This is a genomic window from Nostoc sp. DSM 114167, assembly GCF_052692655.1.
The window spans coordinates 4,715,283-4,734,583 of record NZ_CP195116.1 but is presented as its reverse complement, the minus strand read 5'-3'; the positions used below and the strand labels follow the sequence as shown (position 1 = coordinate 4,734,583).

The 19,301-nt window shown below is 42.1% G+C and carries 19 protein-coding genes, 1 other RNA gene and 1 pseudogene; 4 read left to right on the top strand and 17 right to left on the bottom strand.

Annotated features, from left to right (window positions below; genetic code table 11):
- Positions 1–33: 33 nt before the first annotated feature.
- From NSTC731_RS20190 to NSTC731_RS20170, 5 genes are all read right to left on the bottom strand, one after another.
- Positions 34–213, bottom strand: a complete 180-nt coding sequence (locus tag NSTC731_RS20190) for a hypothetical protein (RefSeq protein WP_322679176.1) — start codon at positions 211–213, stop codon at positions 34–36.
- Between the two features lie 275 nt (positions 214–488).
- On the bottom strand, positions 489–1,562 hold the full coding sequence (locus NSTC731_RS20185) for a TIGR03032 family protein (protein ID WP_445626494.1): 1,074 nt from the start codon (positions 1,560–1,562) through the stop codon (positions 489–491).
- A 335-nt stretch (positions 1,563–1,897) separates the two neighbouring features.
- Entirely contained in the window at positions 1,898–2,602 is a 705-nt protein-coding gene (locus NSTC731_RS20180; protein ID WP_445626493.1) for a hypothetical protein, read from the bottom strand.
- Positions 2,603–3,295: 693 nt separating this feature from the next.
- On the bottom strand, positions 3,296–5,008 hold the full coding sequence (locus NSTC731_RS20175) for a diflavin flavoprotein (RefSeq protein ID WP_445626492.1): 1,713 nt from the start codon (positions 5,006–5,008) through the stop codon (positions 3,296–3,298).
- Between the two features lie 115 nt (positions 5,009–5,123).
- Positions 5,124–6,863, bottom strand: coding sequence for a diflavin flavoprotein (locus tag NSTC731_RS20170; protein ID WP_445626491.1), 1,740 nt, complete (start codon positions 6,861–6,863; stop codon positions 5,124–5,126).
- A 1,093-nt stretch (positions 6,864–7,956) separates the two neighbouring features.
- On the opposite strand from NSTC731_RS20170, the gene NSTC731_RS20165 reads away from it, so the two are divergent.
- A complete protein-coding gene (locus tag NSTC731_RS20165) occupies positions 7,957–8,412 on the top strand; it encodes a helix-turn-helix domain-containing protein (protein WP_445626490.1) in 456 nt (151 codons plus the stop codon).
- Here NSTC731_RS20165 and NSTC731_RS20160 read toward each other — a convergent pair.
- The 11 genes and pseudogenes from NSTC731_RS20160 to petL form a co-directional block, all read right to left on the bottom strand.
- A complete protein-coding gene (locus NSTC731_RS20160; RefSeq protein ID WP_445626489.1) occupies positions 8,405–8,617 on the bottom strand; it encodes a hypothetical protein in 213 nt (70 codons plus the stop codon). The two genes, NSTC731_RS20165 and NSTC731_RS20160, sit on opposite strands and share 8 nt — an antisense overlap.
- Positions 8,618–8,808: 191 nt before the next feature.
- Positions 8,809–9,199, bottom strand: a transfer-messenger RNA (tmRNA) gene (ssrA, locus tag NSTC731_RS20155).
- A gap of 171 nt (positions 9,200–9,370) precedes the next feature.
- On the bottom strand, positions 9,371–10,318 hold the full coding sequence (locus NSTC731_RS20150) for a F0F1 ATP synthase subunit gamma (protein WP_445626488.1): 948 nt from the start codon (positions 10,316–10,318) through the stop codon (positions 9,371–9,373).
- 96 nt (positions 10,319–10,414) lie between these two features.
- Entirely contained in the window at positions 10,415–11,929 is a 1,515-nt protein-coding gene (gene atpA, locus NSTC731_RS20145) for a F0F1 ATP synthase subunit alpha (RefSeq protein ID WP_445626487.1), read from the bottom strand.
- A 214-nt stretch (positions 11,930–12,143) separates the two neighbouring features.
- Positions 12,144–12,698: an ATP synthase F1 subunit delta gene (atpH, locus tag NSTC731_RS20140; protein ID WP_445626486.1), complete on the bottom strand. Its 555-nt coding sequence runs from the start codon at positions 12,696–12,698 to the stop codon at positions 12,144–12,146.
- A pseudogene (locus NSTC731_RS20135) lies at positions 12,695–13,269 on the bottom strand (F0F1 ATP synthase subunit B). The gene atpH and the pseudogene NSTC731_RS20135 overlap by 4 nt, the downstream one beginning before the upstream one ends.
- Before the next feature lie 194 nt (positions 13,270–13,463).
- The gene (locus tag NSTC731_RS20130; RefSeq protein WP_322715098.1) at positions 13,464–13,895 is read right to left on the bottom strand and encodes a F0F1 ATP synthase subunit B'; all 432 of its coding nucleotides are present in this window, start codon (positions 13,893–13,895) and stop codon (positions 13,464–13,466) included.
- Between the two features lie 181 nt (positions 13,896–14,076).
- Complete coding sequence (gene atpE, locus NSTC731_RS20125; RefSeq protein ID WP_012411162.1) at positions 14,077–14,322, bottom strand: ATP synthase F0 subunit C; 246 nt, start codon at positions 14,320–14,322, stop codon at positions 14,077–14,079.
- Positions 14,323–14,554: 232 nt separating this feature from the next.
- Positions 14,555–15,316: a F0F1 ATP synthase subunit A gene (atpB, locus tag NSTC731_RS20120; RefSeq protein WP_322652708.1), complete on the bottom strand. Its 762-nt coding sequence runs from the start codon at positions 15,314–15,316 to the stop codon at positions 14,555–14,557.
- Between the two features lie 60 nt (positions 15,317–15,376).
- Complete coding sequence (locus NSTC731_RS20115) at positions 15,377–15,817, bottom strand: ATP synthase subunit I (protein ID WP_292873069.1); 441 nt, start codon at positions 15,815–15,817, stop codon at positions 15,377–15,379.
- Positions 15,818–16,085: 268 nt separating this feature from the next.
- Positions 16,086–16,181, bottom strand: a complete 96-nt coding sequence (petL, locus tag NSTC731_RS20110) for a cytochrome b6-f complex subunit PetL (RefSeq protein ID WP_099101760.1) — start codon at positions 16,179–16,181, stop codon at positions 16,086–16,088.
- A gap of 220 nt (positions 16,182–16,401) precedes the next feature.
- Between petL and aroB the strand changes: the two genes are divergently transcribed.
- The 3 genes from aroB (at position 16,402) to NSTC731_RS20095 (ending at position 18,850) form a co-directional block, all read left to right on the top strand.
- Positions 16,402–17,559, top strand: a complete 1,158-nt coding sequence (gene aroB, locus NSTC731_RS20105) for a 3-dehydroquinate synthase (RefSeq protein WP_445626485.1) — start codon at positions 16,402–16,404, stop codon at positions 17,557–17,559.
- Between the two features lie 73 nt (positions 17,560–17,632).
- On the top strand, positions 17,633–18,268 hold the full coding sequence (locus NSTC731_RS20100; RefSeq protein WP_445626484.1) for a Uma2 family endonuclease: 636 nt from the start codon (positions 17,633–17,635) through the stop codon (positions 18,266–18,268).
- A gap of 189 nt (positions 18,269–18,457) precedes the next feature.
- On the top strand, positions 18,458–18,850 hold the full coding sequence (locus NSTC731_RS20095) for a hypothetical protein (protein WP_445626483.1): 393 nt from the start codon (positions 18,458–18,460) through the stop codon (positions 18,848–18,850).
- Between the two features lie 153 nt (positions 18,851–19,003).
- Here NSTC731_RS20095 and NSTC731_RS20090 read toward each other — a convergent pair whose 3' ends face one another.
- Positions 19,004–19,219 (bottom strand): hypothetical protein, encoded by a 216-nt coding sequence (locus NSTC731_RS20090; protein WP_445626482.1) that lies wholly within the window; start codon positions 19,217–19,219, stop codon positions 19,004–19,006.
- Positions 19,220–19,301: the final 82 nt, after the last annotated feature.

The window sequence follows — 19,301 nt, the reverse complement described above, 5'->3', positions numbered from 1 at the left end:
ATAGTTGAGTTCAGCAGCTAGTTTTTCAAATATCTAATGCTGTTGAGGCCCTTTGGCGTCACATTCTTTAGTCCAGCAACGTTCTAAAAGTTGCAGACGCCAGACTAATACAAAACGTTGGGGATTCAGTATTAATTTAGTATCGCGACTAAATAAGGGCTGGTTCAGATACTGCCAAAGAGGAAATTTAATTTTAGTGTGTTTTGGAGTCATAAGAACAAGAAAAATAATATAAAAGTTGTGTCTAGGAATTACCTAATACTGTTTTTCTAGTTAAAGGCTACCCTGCGTTTTTGCTATTGTCTTTGTGGCAATTGCGGAATTCCAACAAGTGAATTTATGTTGTTTACGCTTTAATACTGAAATTGCACACGCGATTTTTCTGATTCCACATCACAAAGCCGTTGCTGCCGTTGAGATTAGATAGGTGAAAAATTGCTCAATTAGACATCATTGATGTTGATTTTTCGGAAATTTTGAATTGCTTTTTATCCCACCGTTATCACCCGCCGAATTTCATCGCTGCGAAACCCGATCGCCATCGGACGACGTACCCCCAAAAGGGCTACCACATCGTATAATTCCAGTACCACCCCTTCTATTCGCAGGGAATGGACAATATCACCGCTTCTCAGGTCAATCACTAGTAACCCACAGCGAGGCTCAACATTTTTCTGGTGCAATTTATCGTCCAAAGCCAAGCCGCTGAAGGTCTTGTTATGCCTGGGTTGGGAAATTCCTACTATTGCAAAGTTGCCATAAAATGCACAACCACGCAGATATCCCGGACAGAAGGCGATTGGTTCAAATACTCCTCGCTTTAAGTCGGCAAAACCAAACTCGCCCGTACCTGAATTGAGCAGCCAGAGTTTTCCCTGATGCCAGCGTGGGGAGTGGGGCATAGACAACCCCTGCAAGACGATTTCATTGCTTTCTAAATCAATAACACAGCCCCCATTTGCCCGATGCTCCCGCCAACCTTCGGCTACGTCCGATTGACTGACAGCAGTAACGTATTTCGGTTTTTCTTGCTGCATTGCCAACCCATTCAGATGACATCTATCTTCTGCTGCCAGCTTGCTGATAAAGGTTGGCTGCCATAGAGGAACGAAACTGTGGGTTTCGCTGACTGTTCCCAAACAACTAAATAAAGTATTGACAAATAATAGTTTTTGTGGAATTGAATCTTTCTCTTCTGCTTTACTCAAAGCGATATCGTGAATATCTAAATCTCCTGTCACATAACTCATCTGGGGTAAATAGAGAGCATCATAGCCTTGGTGGTTTTCTCCAGATTGGATAATGTTTTCAAATCGCCACAGTTGGTACAGGGAACTCATGTAGAGGCTGTTGCCATTGGCATACAACCCCATACACCGCTCAAAGGTACGCTCAAATACTGACAATTTGCCGTTTGGTTGCAAGCCAATGAAAAATAACTTCCCCGCTTGATAGGTAGTGAAGGACAAACTGAGGTTTTGCTCATACAGCCAAGCGGTAAATTGGCGAGAAGCGTTGATTTCTAAAAATGGTTTCTCAACGTTGCTGTTACTGGAATTCACTTGGTTTAGACTCCTTGATAACTCTGGTGTTTAGGCGATGAAAATTTCGCCGCCGGGTAGAAACCAATACGGTTTATTTAAGGCTAAAACGCTTTGTCAAAGTCAATTTTTTGAACGTAGAGGCGTAGTGGCTTGGCTACTGCATTCGCGCAGCGGACGTACCAGAAGAACCTAAAGGACACAAACAGAAAAAATAAATACCTAACTTAACTGTATTGGCTTATACATTTGACTACAAACCAATTGATAACGCACACTCCTGAAAAATTCAGGCTTGAAGTATCCATAAAACTGGAACGTTTATGGCATAAAAAATCAAAAAAACAGAAAGAGAATTAAGTTAGTCTCTTCAACACAAATTCTCTCTGTACTGGCATTGACAAACGCCATGCATGGGCGTCTACAATAAAATGTCCCATTGTCAAACCAAGTACTCCACCAGCAAAGAACTGTATCCACACAGAATCACCAGCCCACTGGCTACTATATAAAATCGCCCCACCAAGTATCATATATATACTGAAAGGAATCAGGGCTTTCTTACTATCCGCAAGTGCGATCGCCCCCATAAATATGATGTACTGCAAACCATGTGCGATCGCATAAGTATAAAAACTTATGGCAATATTATTTGAAAGAAAAGCCGGAACAAAAAAGAGTGACATAACAAAAAGAAAGGGATTCGCACCTTTGAAGATTGTCCAAGCTGATAAAAAAAAAGCGCTAACAGCAAGAAACAGTCCAAAATGATACATCATATCAATTAATTGATGTAAGAAAATAGGAGCGGTTGCATAACCTACGATCTTCAATGCTGCAAATGTACCTGCTAATGTTCCTATTGTGATACACTGCCTTTCCAGCTTTTTAAGAGGTCGTTTAACCCAGAAGCTATACACACCAATGTTTTGGCGTCCGTAATGGTGAGATTGCCAAACCCAATAGAACAGCAGCAGATATATCTTTAAAAAATCCGGTGAGTAAGCATAAATAAATCCTGCTACAAGAAACAGCAGAATAGGTAAGAATATGTATCTCATCTTATTCTTAACTATAATATTTTCTCTAAATTCTCTGCACCAATAAAAATATCCAGTAGTTGCAACGTGAGCAGTTGCAAGAAAAAGAAAAGCAACCTTGATAGAAGTTAGTGTGAATGCAGCAATTGTGAGTAAAGAGGAAAGAAAATAAAAGGTAAAAAAGTAGCAATAGCTAGACAGATTTTAAACATTTGCATATTAAAGGTCTATTTACATGATTCAGAATAGCCTAATAGTAGATCAGCCGAGATATGTGGAAATTGGAACACTTGTAAAGTTATGTTACGCAGATTTACCAAACCCTTGATATAAGGCAATATGTGTCGTCGATGCTCTAGGCAATATGCGTTTTATCAACAGTTATGAGCGATCGCTCTTGATATAGTTCGTAGTCAGTGGTTCTTTATTTCAGAAATTTACTAGAATATTGTCGGAGTCCTTTTAAAACAATAGATAAATTTGTAATACAAGGGTATATAGTGTATAATCTAAAACTTAAATAACCCTGAACATCTGTCTAAAGATCGATCGGCTTCTAGATAACTAAAATTTATTTGGGCGTATTCTGCATATCGACAAAAAATTGGGACGGGCTTTTCGACCCATCCCACAAGAAAAAAGAGAATTTTTGTTATAAAACGCCTTGGCTATATTTAAGCTAAAGCGGTTTCGTTAGGTTAAATTTCTCATTATTTAATAATGAGTGCCGGTTTTGCGATGATTGATGGCAGTCACAGCATCAGGCTTGAGTAATTTACCTTCATCTACAGTTGCATACACAACCCAATGATCGCCACATTCTAGACGTTGGTTGACTGAACATTCCAAATATGCTAGTGCATCAGTGAGGACGGTACAACCGTTATCTGCAACTGCTGTGCTAAAGTTGGCAAATCTATTTTCTCCAGGCGCGAAAGATTTACGGAAATGCTTCATGTATTCTTGATGATTGCCTTCAGGTAGAATATTTAAGGCAAACTTCCCGCCTGGATACATCAAAGATTCGATCGCTCGCTCTTTGGCGATCGCCACTGTTATTCCGGGTGGGTTGAAGGTGGCTTGAGAAACCCAAGCGCCTAACATTGCGGTAGACACTTCTCCTTGTTTAGCTGTCACCACACAAACGGAACCAACGATCCGGCCAACAGCCTGTTCCACTGGAGTCGCGGCTTGTTGGGGTAAGCGTACCTTTTTAGCCTTTTTCAGTGCTTGGGCAAAGTCTGTACCTAATTCCTCACAAAACTTGAGGGTAACATCATCAGGTTTAAACTTCACCTTCAAAGTGTCAAAGCCAAAGCGATATCCAGCATCCCGGAGTTTACCTTCAATTAAGTCAAAGGCTTCGCCACTCCAGCCATAAGAACCAAAGACCCCAGCGAGTTTGCTGTTGTCACCACTCGATAGCACAATCCCTAAAGCAGTATGAATGGGAGTTGGTGCATGACCACCAATGGTAGGAGAACCAATGATAAAACCCTCTGACTGTGCGAGGTTGATGCGAATTTCATCAGGGGTAGCAAATTCGCAGTTAATGGATTTAACTGCGACTCCACCTTTAGTTAGTCCCAGAGCGATCGCTTGTGCTAAAGTCGCTGTATTCCCATAAGCTGAAGCGTAAAGTAGGGCAACGGAAATTTCGCGATCGTTGTGAGAACGGCTCCATTCTGCATAAGCTTTGGTAAGTTCAATTAAGCCGGTGCGTACCAAGGGCCCGTGTCCCACAGCATACATTCTCACCTGCAAATCTGAGATTTTTTCCAAAGCTGCTTGCACATGAGGAGTTTGGGGAGCCATCAGGCAGTTAAAGTAGTAACGCTGGTCTTCTTTGAGCGTTTCCCAGTTATCATCAAACACTTCATCGCCACAGAGATGAGTTGCAAATAACTTATCTGTGTAAAGAATTTGAGTTTGCTGGTCGTAGGTACAAAGTCCTTCCGGCCAACGCGGACTGGGAGTGGGTAAGAATTTCAAAACATGACCCTTACCCAAATCCAGAGTTTCTTTCCCCCGCATCACCAAAACATTTAAATCTTGCTCTAAGAAAGCAGCACGCAAATTGTTCGCACCAGGAAGAGAACAGACAAAAGTTACCTGTGGTGCCAGTTCTAAAATTGCTTTGAGGGTTGCAACTCGATTGGGGCTAAAATGACCCAAGATGATATAATCCAAACTTTGTAAATCTAAAGTCTGCCGCAATGCCTCTAAATAAATTTCGGTAAAGCTTTCTGGCGGTGGATCGATAAGTGCGGTTTTATCAGCTTCAATTAAATAGCAATTGGAGGTTGTACCTCTTTCAAGTGCGTATTCAATTTCAAACCGCAGACGTGACCAACTACGCGCTCTGATAGCTTTAGTATTGGTAGCAATTGGTAAAACTTGTACGTCACGTGGCTTGGAATTGGTCATAGCTGTTGGAAATAGGTTACAGAGAACAGGGGATAGGGAATAGGGAATAGGGAATAGGGAACAGGGGATAGTTTTCTCTTCTGTCCCCTGTCACCTGTCACCTCTTGCCTCTTTCTTAGTAGTAATTACCTACTTTGCGATGGCGAACAGCTGTCAATCCATCGTTTTTGGAGACACGACCTTCTTGGACGGTGCAGTATAATATCCAGTGGTCGCTGCATTCCATACTGGTCTGTATTTCACATTCCATGTATGCCAAAGCATCAGTTAGAATCGGCGAACCGTTTTTCGCGGTTTGAGTTTTCACTCCAGCAAAACGATCGGCACCAGGATGCAAGCGCTTGAGGAAGTGTTTTTTGAGTTCTTGATAATTGCCTTCTTCCAAAACGTTGAGGACGAAGCGATCGCCTACTTGCATTAAGGAATCAATGGCGCGGTCTTTAGCAACGGCAATTGTAAATCCTAATGGTTGCAAACTCGCTTGCGTTACCCAGGATGCCAGCATTGCACTTGAGACATTATCTTTTTTCGTGGTGACTATATATAGTCCACTACTAATGCGACCCAGTGCCTTTTCCATGTTGACATCAAGGGACTTGATTTGCTTGATGTTGCGATCGCGCACTAGCAATTGTCCGATGTCTTTACCCGCTTCTTCACACAACTGGAATGTTGATGCGGTGGGAGCCTCTTTAATCCGAATGGGTGGGAAGGCTTCTTTGATGCCAGAGTCAAGAAATTGTCTGCGGAGTGTATCAATGGGTTCATCATCCCCACCGTAACATTCAAACAGCCCAATCAATTGCTTGTTCTTGGCGACAGCTAGCACCGAACTGATACCAGCTTGGGCGGCGGCGGAAGTAGTTGGGGGCATCCCGATAATGATGCCAGCTGCTCTCCCGGCTAGTTCTTGAATTTCTTGGCTCTGGGCAGTACTTAGATCCAGTACTTCTACGCCAACGCCAGTTTTCAGGATACCTTCGGCAATTGCGTGACCAAGGCGTTCGCCATATCCATATTCTGAGACAAAAAACAAGCCAACTGTTGTTTCTGCTTTAGCTTGTCTTTGGCTCCAATTTTCGTAGCACCCGGTTAAAACATCTAAATGGTGGTATAATAATGGCCCGTGACCATTGGCGATTATATTAATCTTTCCTAGTTCGCCCATCCGCTTCATCGCATTCAACAACGAACGAGCGTTAGGACCCATCAAGCAGTCGTAATAAAATCTAAAGTCCGCTTCGATCGCTTCTAAATCTTCGTCGAAGGTGCGATCGTCACAGAAGTGCATTCCAAAAGCATCACAGGTGTAGAGAATTTGGGTTTTGCGGTCAAAGCTAAAGATTGTATCCGGCCAGTGCAGGTTAGGCGCACTCACGAATTCCATTTCGTGTCCTTTGCCGAGATCAATGCGATCGCCAGTTTTCACAACCCGCTTGGAAAAAGGATCGTGTACTAATCCCTCAAGGAATTGCAGCGCAACTTTTGAGGCTAAAACAGTGGCTCTAGGAGCTAACTGGAGGACATCTTCTACCAAACCGCTATGGTCTGGTTCTGTGTGACTAACAATTATGTAATCAATTGTTTTGGGGTTAACAAGACTTTTGAGAGTCTCTAAATACAAATCGCGAAACTTCTGGTGAGAAGTATCAATCAAAACTGTTTGTTCGCCCCTAATTAGATATGAATTGTAGGTTGTACCGTTTTGCAATCCGAATTCGATATCAAAGCGATCGCGATCCCAGTCAAGAGAGCGAATCGCCGTTGTGTTAGGGGCAATTTCTACAGTTTGTATAGTTAGCCGATGTTGAACGTTCTCTGCGTGGGCCTTGCCGGTCGTAGACATCGATACCATTATTCGTCTCCGAGCGCAAATTAACAGGTTTTTCTTCTGCCCCCATTCTCTCTATTATTTTTCTTTGAAGTTGTAATGAATATCAGTTTTTTAAAAATTTAACTTGTATCAATTATTGCTGTTTTTTCGCAAAAAATATGATTCAAAAAATATTCTCAATAAATATTAATTTATCCCTAAGTTTTACTGAGTACTTGTTTTTGCTATTTATCTGGTTTTATCTTAATTTAAAAATATCATAGTAATTATATTTTTTAACTAAGAAAGCATAATTTTACCATGATTAGATTGTTGGTCTATCTACCAAGTTGAGATTACTTTTAATACTTCATATTGTCAAAGGATATATTTATCAAGTAGAAAAATTTATGTTTTTCGGGTACTCACTTAATTAAACAAGTAGGAAAAGTAGGAAAGGTAGGAAAAGTAGGAAAAGTAGGAAAGGTAGGACAAACCTTATTAGGCTTGCAAAAAGCGTCGCATCGGCTGTTAACATTAGTTTATTCAATTGGTATTCAATATGTTGTCTTAACCAAAAATATGGTGCATAGAATATAAACTTTATGTAAAGTTGAGAAAAAAGATATTTTTTTGAAGATAATCAAGGCAAATTTCCAGAGACTAGTTGAATAAAAAGAAAGCAGGCTTGTATATATTTTTTTGCTCATCTAAAAGGAAACTAGCATAAAAATAATTTTTAAAGTTTCGATAAACCTCCGTAAGCATAAGAATAATCTCAGGAATTTAATGATACAGTCCTTTATTATCGACTTTAAACATTAACAAGATAACGCCAACAAATTTTTCTTGTTATAGCTATAAGCTACAGCTTCAGGCTATCAGATCGCTTTACCTATATAGGTTAATGTGTAATCTCGATGTGCCGAACTTCTTATCAAAATCCATTGTTGATGAAAAAATGCAAATTTTGATAGTTTTCCCAAGCCAATACTTATCGCGTAGTAGCCTTAGAAACGCCGATATCACTAATACTTGTAGTTAAAATATTTAAAATGTATTATGAAATACCTAAGTAATTCAATATACAGGCGTAAATAGATACAAAAATTGATTTTGTAAAAGGTTATTGTTTATGGGATGCCGATTAAAAGTGTTTCTCACAGAAGAAGAAAAGCTGACTTTAGAAGAATTGAGAAAAGCCAAAGATGTTCCTCAACGTACTAAGGATCGCGCTCAAGTTTTACTGCTGAATACTCGCGGCTTAAAAAATGAGCAAATTGCAAAAGGCTTGAATTGGGCGATTTCAACAGTGCGTCAAACCCTTCATCGCTGGGAAAAAATGGGTTTAGCAGGTTTATGGGATGCTCCTGGCCGAGGAGGAAAACCACGATATTCAGAATCAGATTTGGTTTATCTCGAAAATTGTTTAGCTCAAGAGTCAGAGACTTATAACTCTAAACAATTAGCAAAAAAACTAGCATCTGAGCGTCAAGTAAACTTGAGTGCAGATCGACTACGACGTGTACTGAAAAAAAGAGGAAGAAGGTTGGGAAACGCACACAAACCCAGAAACAGCGTGATTAGCTGATTACACCATCTTGAAATCGAATCACTTGTTTCGTTTGGGTAGCGATCGCTAGATTATGGTTGAAAATCAAGATTATTTTCTTGACAAGTTCCTGACTTTTTGCAGAAATAATATTTGTTGCGCTTCTTTCTGTTAGTCGGGCTTGGGTGCTGTTGAGGTCTACACATTTTTGGTTTAAGGTTTGCCGAGAAACTTGTAGAGACACCTTAGCGCAGCAGGATAACAGTTTAGTTTCGCATCTTTACCAAAAATTTTGGGCTTCACTAAACGGTATTGCTATTTTAGCCGTTGAATGAACTCAAGTTAACTGTGCATTATAGAAAATTATGATGGAGTTTTCCATAAAACAAAGCCCACTTACACATCACAGTGTCAAGTGGACTTGTTAACTATTTTTAGTGGATCCGAGCAGAGTCGAACTGCTGTCCAAATTGGGTATTGACCCCCCGCTCATTCACAGGTTTAGCCTTTCTGACCCTCAAGGCGGGAATCGTTCATTATCCCGAACGTAGGATGCTCTGATTTAATCTTAGCCAGCAAGCCAACCAGAGAACGCTTGCTAGAGCATCCGTTGGGGTTTGGTCTTCAGTCCTTAACGGAGTCAAACTAAAGACGCTCGAACCTGTAAGAGGTGTTTTAGGCTGCTACTAGAGCATCCTTACGAGCAAAGTTAACGATGTTATTCGCATTTACTTTTTGTTTGAGCCTTTGATTTGCGAGAGGAGACTCACTCTCGACCTGAATCACAGAGCAGCGTTCGCCAACCTGTCGAAACCGTGACGGACCCATGCGCTTCATATTTCAATTATAGTACGCGATTTTTAATTCGTAATTCGTAATTCGTAATTCGTAATTATCAAAGTCAGGATATATAGCTCCCATTACTCAAAATAGCCAATCGTTAATGGTTTTAAAATTAGCGATTGGCTATTTACGACGATCCACAACAAGTATTTTTCTAAGTTAGTGCTTCAGCACCGCCCACAACTTCAAGGAGTTCTTGGGTAATTGCAGCTTGTCGAGCTTTGTTGTAGGACAGGGTTAAAGTGTTAATCAGTTCACCGGCATTGTCGCTGGCATTACTCATAGCTGTCATCCGCGCTGCTAGTTCGCTAGCTGCTGATTCTTGTAGCGCCCGCAATAGCTGGTTACTCAGATACAAGGGCAATAGAGAATCGAGAATCTGCACGGGATCTTGCTCGAAGATCATGTCAGGAGCCAACGTGCGGGCTTGGCTAGTCACTTTCTCGCGTTCGACTTCAAATTTACCACCACGGGTTGTCAAGCGGAAGATTTCATCATCGCCTGCTTCTAGACCTTGGGGATCGAGGGGCAGTAAGGTTTGTACCACAGGACGGGAGCTAACTAAGGAAATGAATCTGGTATAGATTAATTCGATGCGATCGACTTCTTCGGAAAGAAACAAAGAAAGTAGCTGGTCAGCAATCTGATTGGCTTCTGCTGCGGTGGGAATTTGCTCTAAGCCGCTGTAGGTGGCATCAATTGGCTGATTGCGGCGCTGAAAGTACTGTGTAGCTTTGCGTCCAACGAGTACAAATTGATAGTTTAAACCTTCTGCTTGGATTTCTTTAGCGCGGTTTTCTGCACGACGGATAACGTTACTATTGTAGCCGCCGCATAGACCGCGATCGCCTGAAATTACCAACAACCCGACTGATTTAACTTGGCGTTTTCTCAGCAGTGGTAGGTTTGCTTCTTCAAAGCGCAGACGGCTTTGCAAACCATACAATACTTGTGCCAAGCGATCGGCAAAGGGGCGAGTTGCTAGCACTTGTTCTTGCGCCCGACGCACTCTAGCCGCAGCTACCAGACGCATGGCTTCTGTGATTTTTTTGGTGTTTTTGACCGACTGAATGCGATCGCGTATTGCTTTTAGATTGGGCATATTCTTGAGTTAGGAGTTAGGAGTTAGGAGTTAGGAGTTAAGAGGTAGGAGTATTTCATTAACTTTTAACTCTTAACTCTTCACTCCTCACTTTAATTACGCTGCTGCTTTGAAGGTCTTCTTGTATTCGGTAAGTGCTTCCTTTAAGGCAGCTTCTTCTGCATCACCTAGCGCTTTGGAGGCTCTTACTCCTTCGGCGTACTTACCAGTCTTTAAGTACTCGCGCAAACCTTGGGTAAAGCTGGTAACTTTATCTACAGGAACGTCATCTAAGTAACCATTGATACCAGCGTATAGAATTGCTACTTGCTCGTATACTGAAAGTGGCGAATTTTGTGGCTGCTTGAGGAGTTCGCGTAACCGTTGACCCCGTGCTAACTGGTCTTGAGTGGCTTTATCTAAGTCAGAAGCAAATTGAGCGAAGGCTTGCAGGTCGTCAAATTGGGCTAGTTCCAATTTAATCTTACCGGCAACTTTTTTCATTGCCTTGGTTTGCGCCGCAGAACCCACGCGGGATACAGAAATACCGGGGTTCACAGCCGGACGGATACCAGCGTTGAACAAGTCAGAAGACAGGAATATCTGACCATCGGTAATAGAAATTACGTTGGTGGGGATGTATGCCGAAACGTCACCAGCTTGGGTTTCGATAATTGGTAGGGCGGTCATACTGCCTTTACCTAATTCGTCACTTAGCTTTGCTGCTCTTTCTAGCAAGCGGGAGTGAATGTAGAATACATCTCCAGGGTAAGCTTCGCGTCCGGGTGGACGACGCAGCAGTAGGGACATTTGGCGATAAGCTTGGGCTTGCTTGGAGAGATCGTCATAAATTACCAGGGTCGCTTTGCCTTTGTACATGAAGTACTCAGCAATAGTTGCGCCTGTGTAGGGTGCTAGGAATTGCAGGGTTGCTGGGTCGCTGGCATTAGCAGCGACGACGATGGTGTAATCAAGTGCGCCTTTTTCTTGTAATGTCTGCACCACGTTAGCGACGGTGGACGCCTTTTGACCGATCGCAACGTAGACACAAATTACATCTTCTTCTTTTTGGTTGATGATTGTGTCGATCGCGATCGCAGTTTTACCGGTTTGACGGTCGCCAATAATCAATTCTCGTTGACCGCGACCGATGGGAATCATTGAGTCAATAGCTGTGATACCCGTTTGCATGGGTTCGTGTACTGACCGACGAGCAATGATACCGGGTGCTGGAGATTCAATCAAACGGCTGTCTGAAGTTTTGATGTCTCCCTTACCATCGATGGGGCGACCCAAAGCGTCTACAACTCGTCCAATTAAGGCTTCTCCTACTGGAATCTGAGCAATTCTACCAGTAGCGGTTACAGAGCTACCTTCTTGAATTTCTAGCCCTTCACCCATAAGCACCGCGCCCACGTTGTCTTCTTCTAAGTTTTGGGCGATGCCAATTGTGCCATCTTCAAATTCTAAGAGTTCCCCAGCCATAGCCTTTTCCAGACCATAGATCCGGGCAATACCGTCACCTACTTGTAGGACGGTACCAACGTTAGCAACTTTGACCTCTTGATCGTATTGCTCGATTTGTTGTTGGATAATGCTGCTAATTTCGTCAGGTCTAATTGATATGCTCATGTGTCTATCTTGTTTGCTTTCGAGACGGAAAAATTCAAGAGTTAGGAGTGATGAGTTAAGAGTGATGAGTTAAGAGCGATGAGTTAAAAAATCAAAGGTTAAAAGTTAAAAGTCAAAATAAATTATTGTCTACTTAACTCTTAACTCCTAACTTCTAACTCCTAACTTCTAACTCCTGTACAGACGCGATTAATCGCGTCTCTACTCCTAACTCTTAACTATTAGTTAAGCGCAATGAAAGGCGGCGCAACTGACCCCGGATACTGGCATCAATTACCTGTGAACCTACTTTAATAATCACACCACCAATTAACTCGTTGTCTACCCTGGTTTCTAGTTCTACCTGGCGAGCATTAGTTATGGCAATGACCTTTTGAATGATTGCCTGCTGTTGAGCTTCTGTGAGGGGAACGGCTGAAATCACTTCCGCTAATACGGTTTGATTCAGCTGCCGCAACAGCGCCAGATATTGTTGAAAAATCGATTCCAAGAATGCAATGCGGCGTTTGTCTACTAGCACCAACAAAAAGTTGCGTAAGTAGGGGTTAGAGCCTTCACCAAGTATTTGTTTGATCAGAGCTTTTTTGTTCTCAGGCTGAATAAACGGGTTGCCAAAGAAGTTTTGTAGCTGTTTGTCTGCTTTTAACAGCCCCAGTAAAGTACGCGCATCTTCCCCGAACTCTTCTGTCAAATTTTTCGATTGCGCTATTGACAAAAGTGCCTGTGCATAGGGTTGGGCTACTTCGGCTGTTGCTACTTGACTTGTCATACATTGCCTCCCAGTTGTGCGATGCTGCGGTCAATTAAACTTTGTTGAGCATCGTCGGCAATCCCGCCTTTGAGTTGCGATTCGACTTTTTGCAATGCTAGTGCAGCAACTCTTTGCCGTAGTTGAGCGATATCGCTCGCTCTGTTTCGGTATTTAAATCTGCTGCTGCTGTTTGTTTCAAGCGTTCTACGTCTTGCGCTGCCTTCGCTAACAAGGCTTCTTTCGTCTTTTGGGCGTTTTCTGTGGCAGATTGGCGGATGCGTTCTGCCTCTGCTTGAGATTGCTTCAATTGCTCTTGCGCTTGGGAAAGGGCAGTCTTTGCCTCTTTTAAGCGCCCTTCTGCTTCCTGAATTGCAGTGGCAATATTGGATTGTCGCTCGTTCAGGATATTGCTTAAAACCTTACGTCCGAAGTAGAATAATATGCCAATCAGAATCGTTAGATTGATCAGATTGGTTTCAAAAATGTCTAGGTTTAGACCGAAACCACCTTCTGCTGCGCCTTCTGCCAATTCAGAGCCAACAGCGTTCGCTTCTGCGGCAAGTAATAACAATGTCCCCATGATACCCATTTACAAGTGCGCTGCTCGCTTGCTAATACGTTGTATTTTTCCCAAGTGAAGGAAATTTAAGTATCTTTTCCCCGTAAGGAAATCTAAGTATCTTTCCCGAGAAGGGAAAAAGTGCCTTTTTTTGACACTTAAATTTTGCGCTCTGGACTAGGGACCAGCTGCGCCTATGCTTTCACGGAACCAGTCTGGTTAGCTTATCTAACTGGAGTTGGCCCCAATAGTTTTTCTAGAATCTGCCTGCTTAGAGCATCAACTTGTTGCTCTAAGGTACGAAAGGCTTCTTGCTTTTGTTGTTCTATTTCAACAGAAGCTTGTTCTCGTTGAGACTGAGCTTCCTTTTGGGCCTCGGCGATTTTCTCGGCAGTAATTTTTTTAGCTTCCAGTTGAGCTGCTTCTAGAGTAGCTTGCGATTGTCTGCGAGCGTCTGCGAGTTGCTGCTCATATTCGGCGGCTAAACGCTCGGCTTTTGCCAAGCTTTCTTTCGCCTCAAGGGTATTCGTTCGGATATAATTATCGCGATCGTCTAGTACCTTGGTCAGTGGCTTATAGAAAATTGCATTCAACAAAGCTGCTAGTAGCAGGAATTGCAATGCCATGAAGGGCAAGGTAGCATCGAAATCAAACATTTGTCTCCTCTTTGGCTGGAGTAGCAGTTTTCATGGCTAGCAACATCATCCAACCTTTCATATTTTAGAGACCCATAGCCAACAAGGGTCAACTGTACATTACAACTATTAAGATACCCAAAATCTTTTGATTGTAGAGGCGTGATGGTTCACGTCTCCACACTCACAAAAATTTTAGGTATTAGCCGAAAGGATTAGCAAACAGCAATACCAGGGCAATTACTAGACCATAGATAGTCAAGGATTCCATGAATGCCAAGGTTAATAGCAGAGTACCGCGAATTTTTCCTTCTGCTTCAGGTTGACGAGCAATACCTTCTACTGCTTGTCCAGCAGCGTTTCCTTGACCGATACCAGGGCCAATTGCAGCTAAACCAATCGCTAAAGCAGCAGCGAGAACTGAAGCAGCCTGAACTAATGGATCCATGTTGATTTTCCTTGCTTTGATTACAAAACTAACAGACATTACGTTAACAATTAGAAACGTGGTTTTCACGCTGCACCTGAGTTCTTTAGATCGCGCTTTGCGATGTTTTGAGCGAAAATGCTCTTGGAACTGTGCTATCAACTGAGAAGTTTAACAGTTATTCAGTTACCAGTTATCAGTTGTCAGTTGCACCGCACGCTTGATAACTGTTCACTATTAACTGTTCACTGATTTAATGCTCCTCATGTCCTTCTTCACCATGCCCCTCCATTGCCTCATGAATGTATGCTCCGGCTAGGGTGGCAAAAACCAGGGCTTGAATGGCACTGGTAAATAAACCCAAGGCCATTACAGGCAGAGGTACAAATAGAGGAACTAGTAGCACCAGCACCGCTACTACCAATTCATCCGCCAAAATATTACCAAATAGCCGGAAGCTTAGGGAGAGGGGCTTGGTGAAATCTTCGAGAATTGCGATCGGCAACAAAACAGGGGTTGGCTCTATATATTTCTTAAAGTAGCCTAAACCCCGTTTGCTAAAACCTGCGTAAAAGTACGCTAAAGAGGTCAGCAATGCCAATGCGACTGTCGTATTGATGTCATTGGTGGGAGCTGCCAATTCGCCCGAAGGTAGCTTGATGAGCTTCCAGGGAATTAGCGCACCTGACCAGTTCGATACGAAAATAAACAAGAACAATGTGCCAATAAATGGCACCCAAGGGCGGTACTCTTTCTCACCAAGTTGGTTTTTTGCCAAATCACGAATAAATTCTAAGGCATATTCCATCAAATTCTGGATGCCCTTGGGAATTCTTTGTGCGTTGCGAGTAGCAGCAATTGAAGCCACTACTAGAATACTAATCACAAACCATGAGGTGAGAAAAACTTGCCCATGAATTTTAAGATTGCCCAACTGCCAGTAGAAATGATGACCTACTTCTAATTCGGCGAGGGGAAAAGAATTAAAGGCGTTTAAGACACTAAGCATTTGCATTCTTCAAGCATTTTCCCCAACGAGCGAGGATGGGATTACTATCTTTGTGAGCCTGACTTTTTAAGAATCAGGAATGAACGCAATTTGCACCATATAGACGAGGAGCGTGGCTTTGTAAGTTAGAAATCCCAAAAAAATGGGCAAAATCTGTAGCTCACGCCATCGAGTTGCTACGATCATGACTCCAATAAACAGAGCAAAACGAGTTTTGCTCAGACTGGTTTTTTCACTACCAAGCTGCTCAACATCTCTTGCCAACATTTTTAAGTAAACCACACCTGTACACGCCCCAATTAAATAATTTAGGGCAATGTTTAAGGAATAAAAAATCCACACAGAGATAAAAATAACCCCCGTCAAGACAAGCGTGATTACCAATAATCGCTGGAAGAGTTGATAGAACTCTTGCATGGAGTTACCTGATTCTGTGTCTTCAGAACCAGTTTTAGCATCTTGTTGCGTTGTCGGAGTGGGCGCAATTGATTCGTCTGACAAGCTCACGGGACTTGAAACCAGTACAGTTAAATATGATGACTGCACATTCAGTCAGCTGAATCATATCACGATCCAGTAACAATACTTTAGGAAAAAACAATTAACTTCTTGTCAACATCAGGCAGTAAGTACCGACGGACTAAAGCCTACAGCAATTTTATTAAGTCCACGTTGCCGGAATTGGTGAAAAAGTAAAGGTTTTATAGCCTATTTGTCAACTGAGGGCAGGCAAGATGCCCGCCCCCACAAGAGTTTTGGGTTAAATATACCTCGATTAAATTATTTTGGCAGTCCGTAGACCGAACAGCAATCCTACAGATAAGCCAAAGAATAAACCCAAGAAGACGATATAAGATACAATTGCAAACATTTATTGCTCTCCAGAATACTTCCTAAATCTATTGAATCATTAGTTGTTGGGTATTGGGGATGGGGTATGGGACATTGGGCATGGGGGTAGAGGAGAAATACTTACTGCAACTTCTTTGCTGCTTCCCTGCTTCTTACCAATCCCCTATGCCCAATGCCCTATGCCCATTTCGTAGATTGCGATACAATACAGCCCACAAGCGCTTGTTTGGGGTTGGGCAATGACTTCTGTAATTAATGTAAATTTACCAGAGCAGTCTTATGAGATTGTGATAACTTCTCTTCTCCCGTTGGAGACGCTGCGCGAACGAGACGCTACGCGAACGTCGAGCGACGCTAACGCACCTTCGAGTTTAGATCGACTGGGTCAACGGATGGCCAGTCTCAAGCTGGGCAAGAAGGTACTGCTAGTTTCTAATCCGACGATTTTTAAGCATTTTGGCGAAAGAGCAATTACATCCCTCAAATCTGCTGGTTTTGAAGTTGCTAGCTGCACTCTACCACCTGGTGAACGCTACAAAACCCTCAATTCCATCCAAAAACTCTACGATGTAGCCTTGGAAAACCGCCTAGAACGTTCTTCTACGATGGTGGCTTTGGGCGGAGGTGTAATTGGCGATATGACTGGCTTTGCAGCCGCAACTTGGCTACGCGGTATTAATGTTGTCCAAGTGCCTACCTCTTTGTTGGCGATGGTAGATTCGGCAATTGGTGGCAAAACTGGTGTGAATCATCCCCAAGGTAAAAACTTAATTGGGGCATTCCATCAACCGCGTTTGGTTTTGATTGACCCAGATGTGTTAAAAACTCTACCTATGCGCGAGTTTCGGGCAGGAATGGCAGAAGTTATTAAGTACGGTGTGATTTGGGATGCCGAATTGTTTACCCAGTTAGAAGCAAGTAAACGCCTCGACCAACTCCGCTATGTCAAACCTGACTTAATAACCACCATATTAACGCGCTCTTGTCAAGCTAAAGCTGATGTTGTTGGCAAAGATGAGAAAGAAGGCGGATTACGGGCAATTCTCAATTATGGACACACCATCGGTCATACAGTGGAAAGTTTGACTGGTTATCGTCTAGTAAATCATGGTGAAGCGGTGGCTATTGGTATGGTAGCAGCCGGTCAAATTGCTGTGGATTTGGGACTGTGGCAAAAAGAAGACACAGAACGTCAAAATGCTTTAATTCAAAAAGCGGGTTTACCAACTCAGTTACCAGATGGAGTAGATATTGAAGCAATTATTGAGGCGTTGCAGTTAGATAAGAAAGTCAAAGCGGGGAAAGTGCGGTTTGTTTTACCAACAGAGATTGGTGTAGTAACAATTACCGATGAAGTGCCATCGGATATTATTCGGCAAGTGTTGCGGGGAATGTGAACAATTTGAAGAAGAATTAAGGAGTCAGAATAAAAGTTAGTTGCTCTGTTCTTCAATTACGAATTAATGAGCCATGATACTCCAAGGCAAAAATCAATTAACTTTGCAAGAGTTCCTAAATCTTCCACCAAGCGAGGGAGACATAACTTATGAGCTAGTTGATGGCCAAGCAATTCCTAAAATGTCACCAAAATTTTTTCACGCGAAACTTACTCGCGTTATTCTTAATTTGATTGAGCAATCGTGTGAGGGTAAAGGAGAAGTTTGCCCGGAATGGGCTGTTGCTTTAACTCGTCGAGGACGAGATTGGATGCCAATTCCAGATATTTTATACATTTCTTATAAGCGTTTACCCGCCAACTGGGATGAAAATGAAGCTTGTCCTGTTCCTCCTGATTTGGTGATTGAGATTATTTCGCCCTTCGGGTTCGAGAGTTCGCAATCGGCGGAAACCGCCAAGACTGCGACTCTCTCACCAGGGCAAACCTTTGGACAAATGGCGGCTAAAGCCAAAGACTATTTGGATGCTCAGGTGCTGCGGGTATGGATATTAGATAGTAAAGCCAGAAGCATTACTGTTTTTTATCCAGACGCAGCGCCACAAACTTATATGGGAGAAGAACTACTCACAGATTCTTTGTTTGAGGGACTGCAATTTACTGTTGAGCGGGTGTTTCAAAAGGCGAAAATACCATTAGCTACTGAATAGCACAATTCTCTTGCTTTCAACATCCATCGAAATTTCAAGTAGCGGAAGGTTTGTCTAACTTTAACCAGTTGCTTGAGCAACTTATCTGGTTAATTTAGATAGTAGCCATATTTACGCTGTACTGTACTAATAGTTTAGCTGGTTAATTCATAATTCATCCATTTGTAGGAGGTAATTAGCAAGGAATAAATGTATTTTATTTATAATCAGACCAAGACTAATATGGTTGAAAACTGTCTTCACGCAACCGATCTATCAACGATGTTAAACTTAATATTTACCAGATGTATAAAAATAAAACCTTTGGTGCTTTCAACAGCTTTTTTACTGGCTGTACAGACTTCTGCCAATGCTGAACAAGCAGTTTCTAATTTGACTCCAAGACAAGCTCAACATTTATCCCGTGACTTGGTTCCATATAATTCTCAAGAATTTTTTAGACAAGGAAAAAATTCAATTGAGAGAGAAATTCAAATTCTTAATCAAAGGCAACAGCGCCCAATTAAACCTATTCTGAAGATTGATTCAGTACCGCAAAGCAAAAGACCACATACTCAGCAAAAACCCCAACGTCTTATCTAAGTAAGAATCATCACTCTTCTATGGCTTTTGCTTGTCTTGTTAATTTTTAAACTGTAGCACATAAGCTACATTTCCAGACATCACGATCGCTATACTTTGCTTTTGGCCAACAGAGGTTTTGTATTTCCAATTTTGCAACAAAAGTTTACAATCTTATTCGTCTAGCAAACTCATCAACGCTTGAATTTCAGCGTCTTGCTCTTGCGGCTCTGATAATTGAGACTGTAGCTTTAATAATTGACTCTGTAATTCTTCTGCTACATGAAGCATTTCAGACTCTTGTGCAATTTTTAGCTGATTTTCTTTAATTTTGATTTGTTTAAGCAAGTCATTTTCAACATGAATTGAGTTGTAATGTTGAGCAATCATAGCTTTACATTTATTATCAATCTATGGAGTGCAATTAAATTTCTCACTTATGTATTATTCCACACTTTTTTCATTTTTGAAA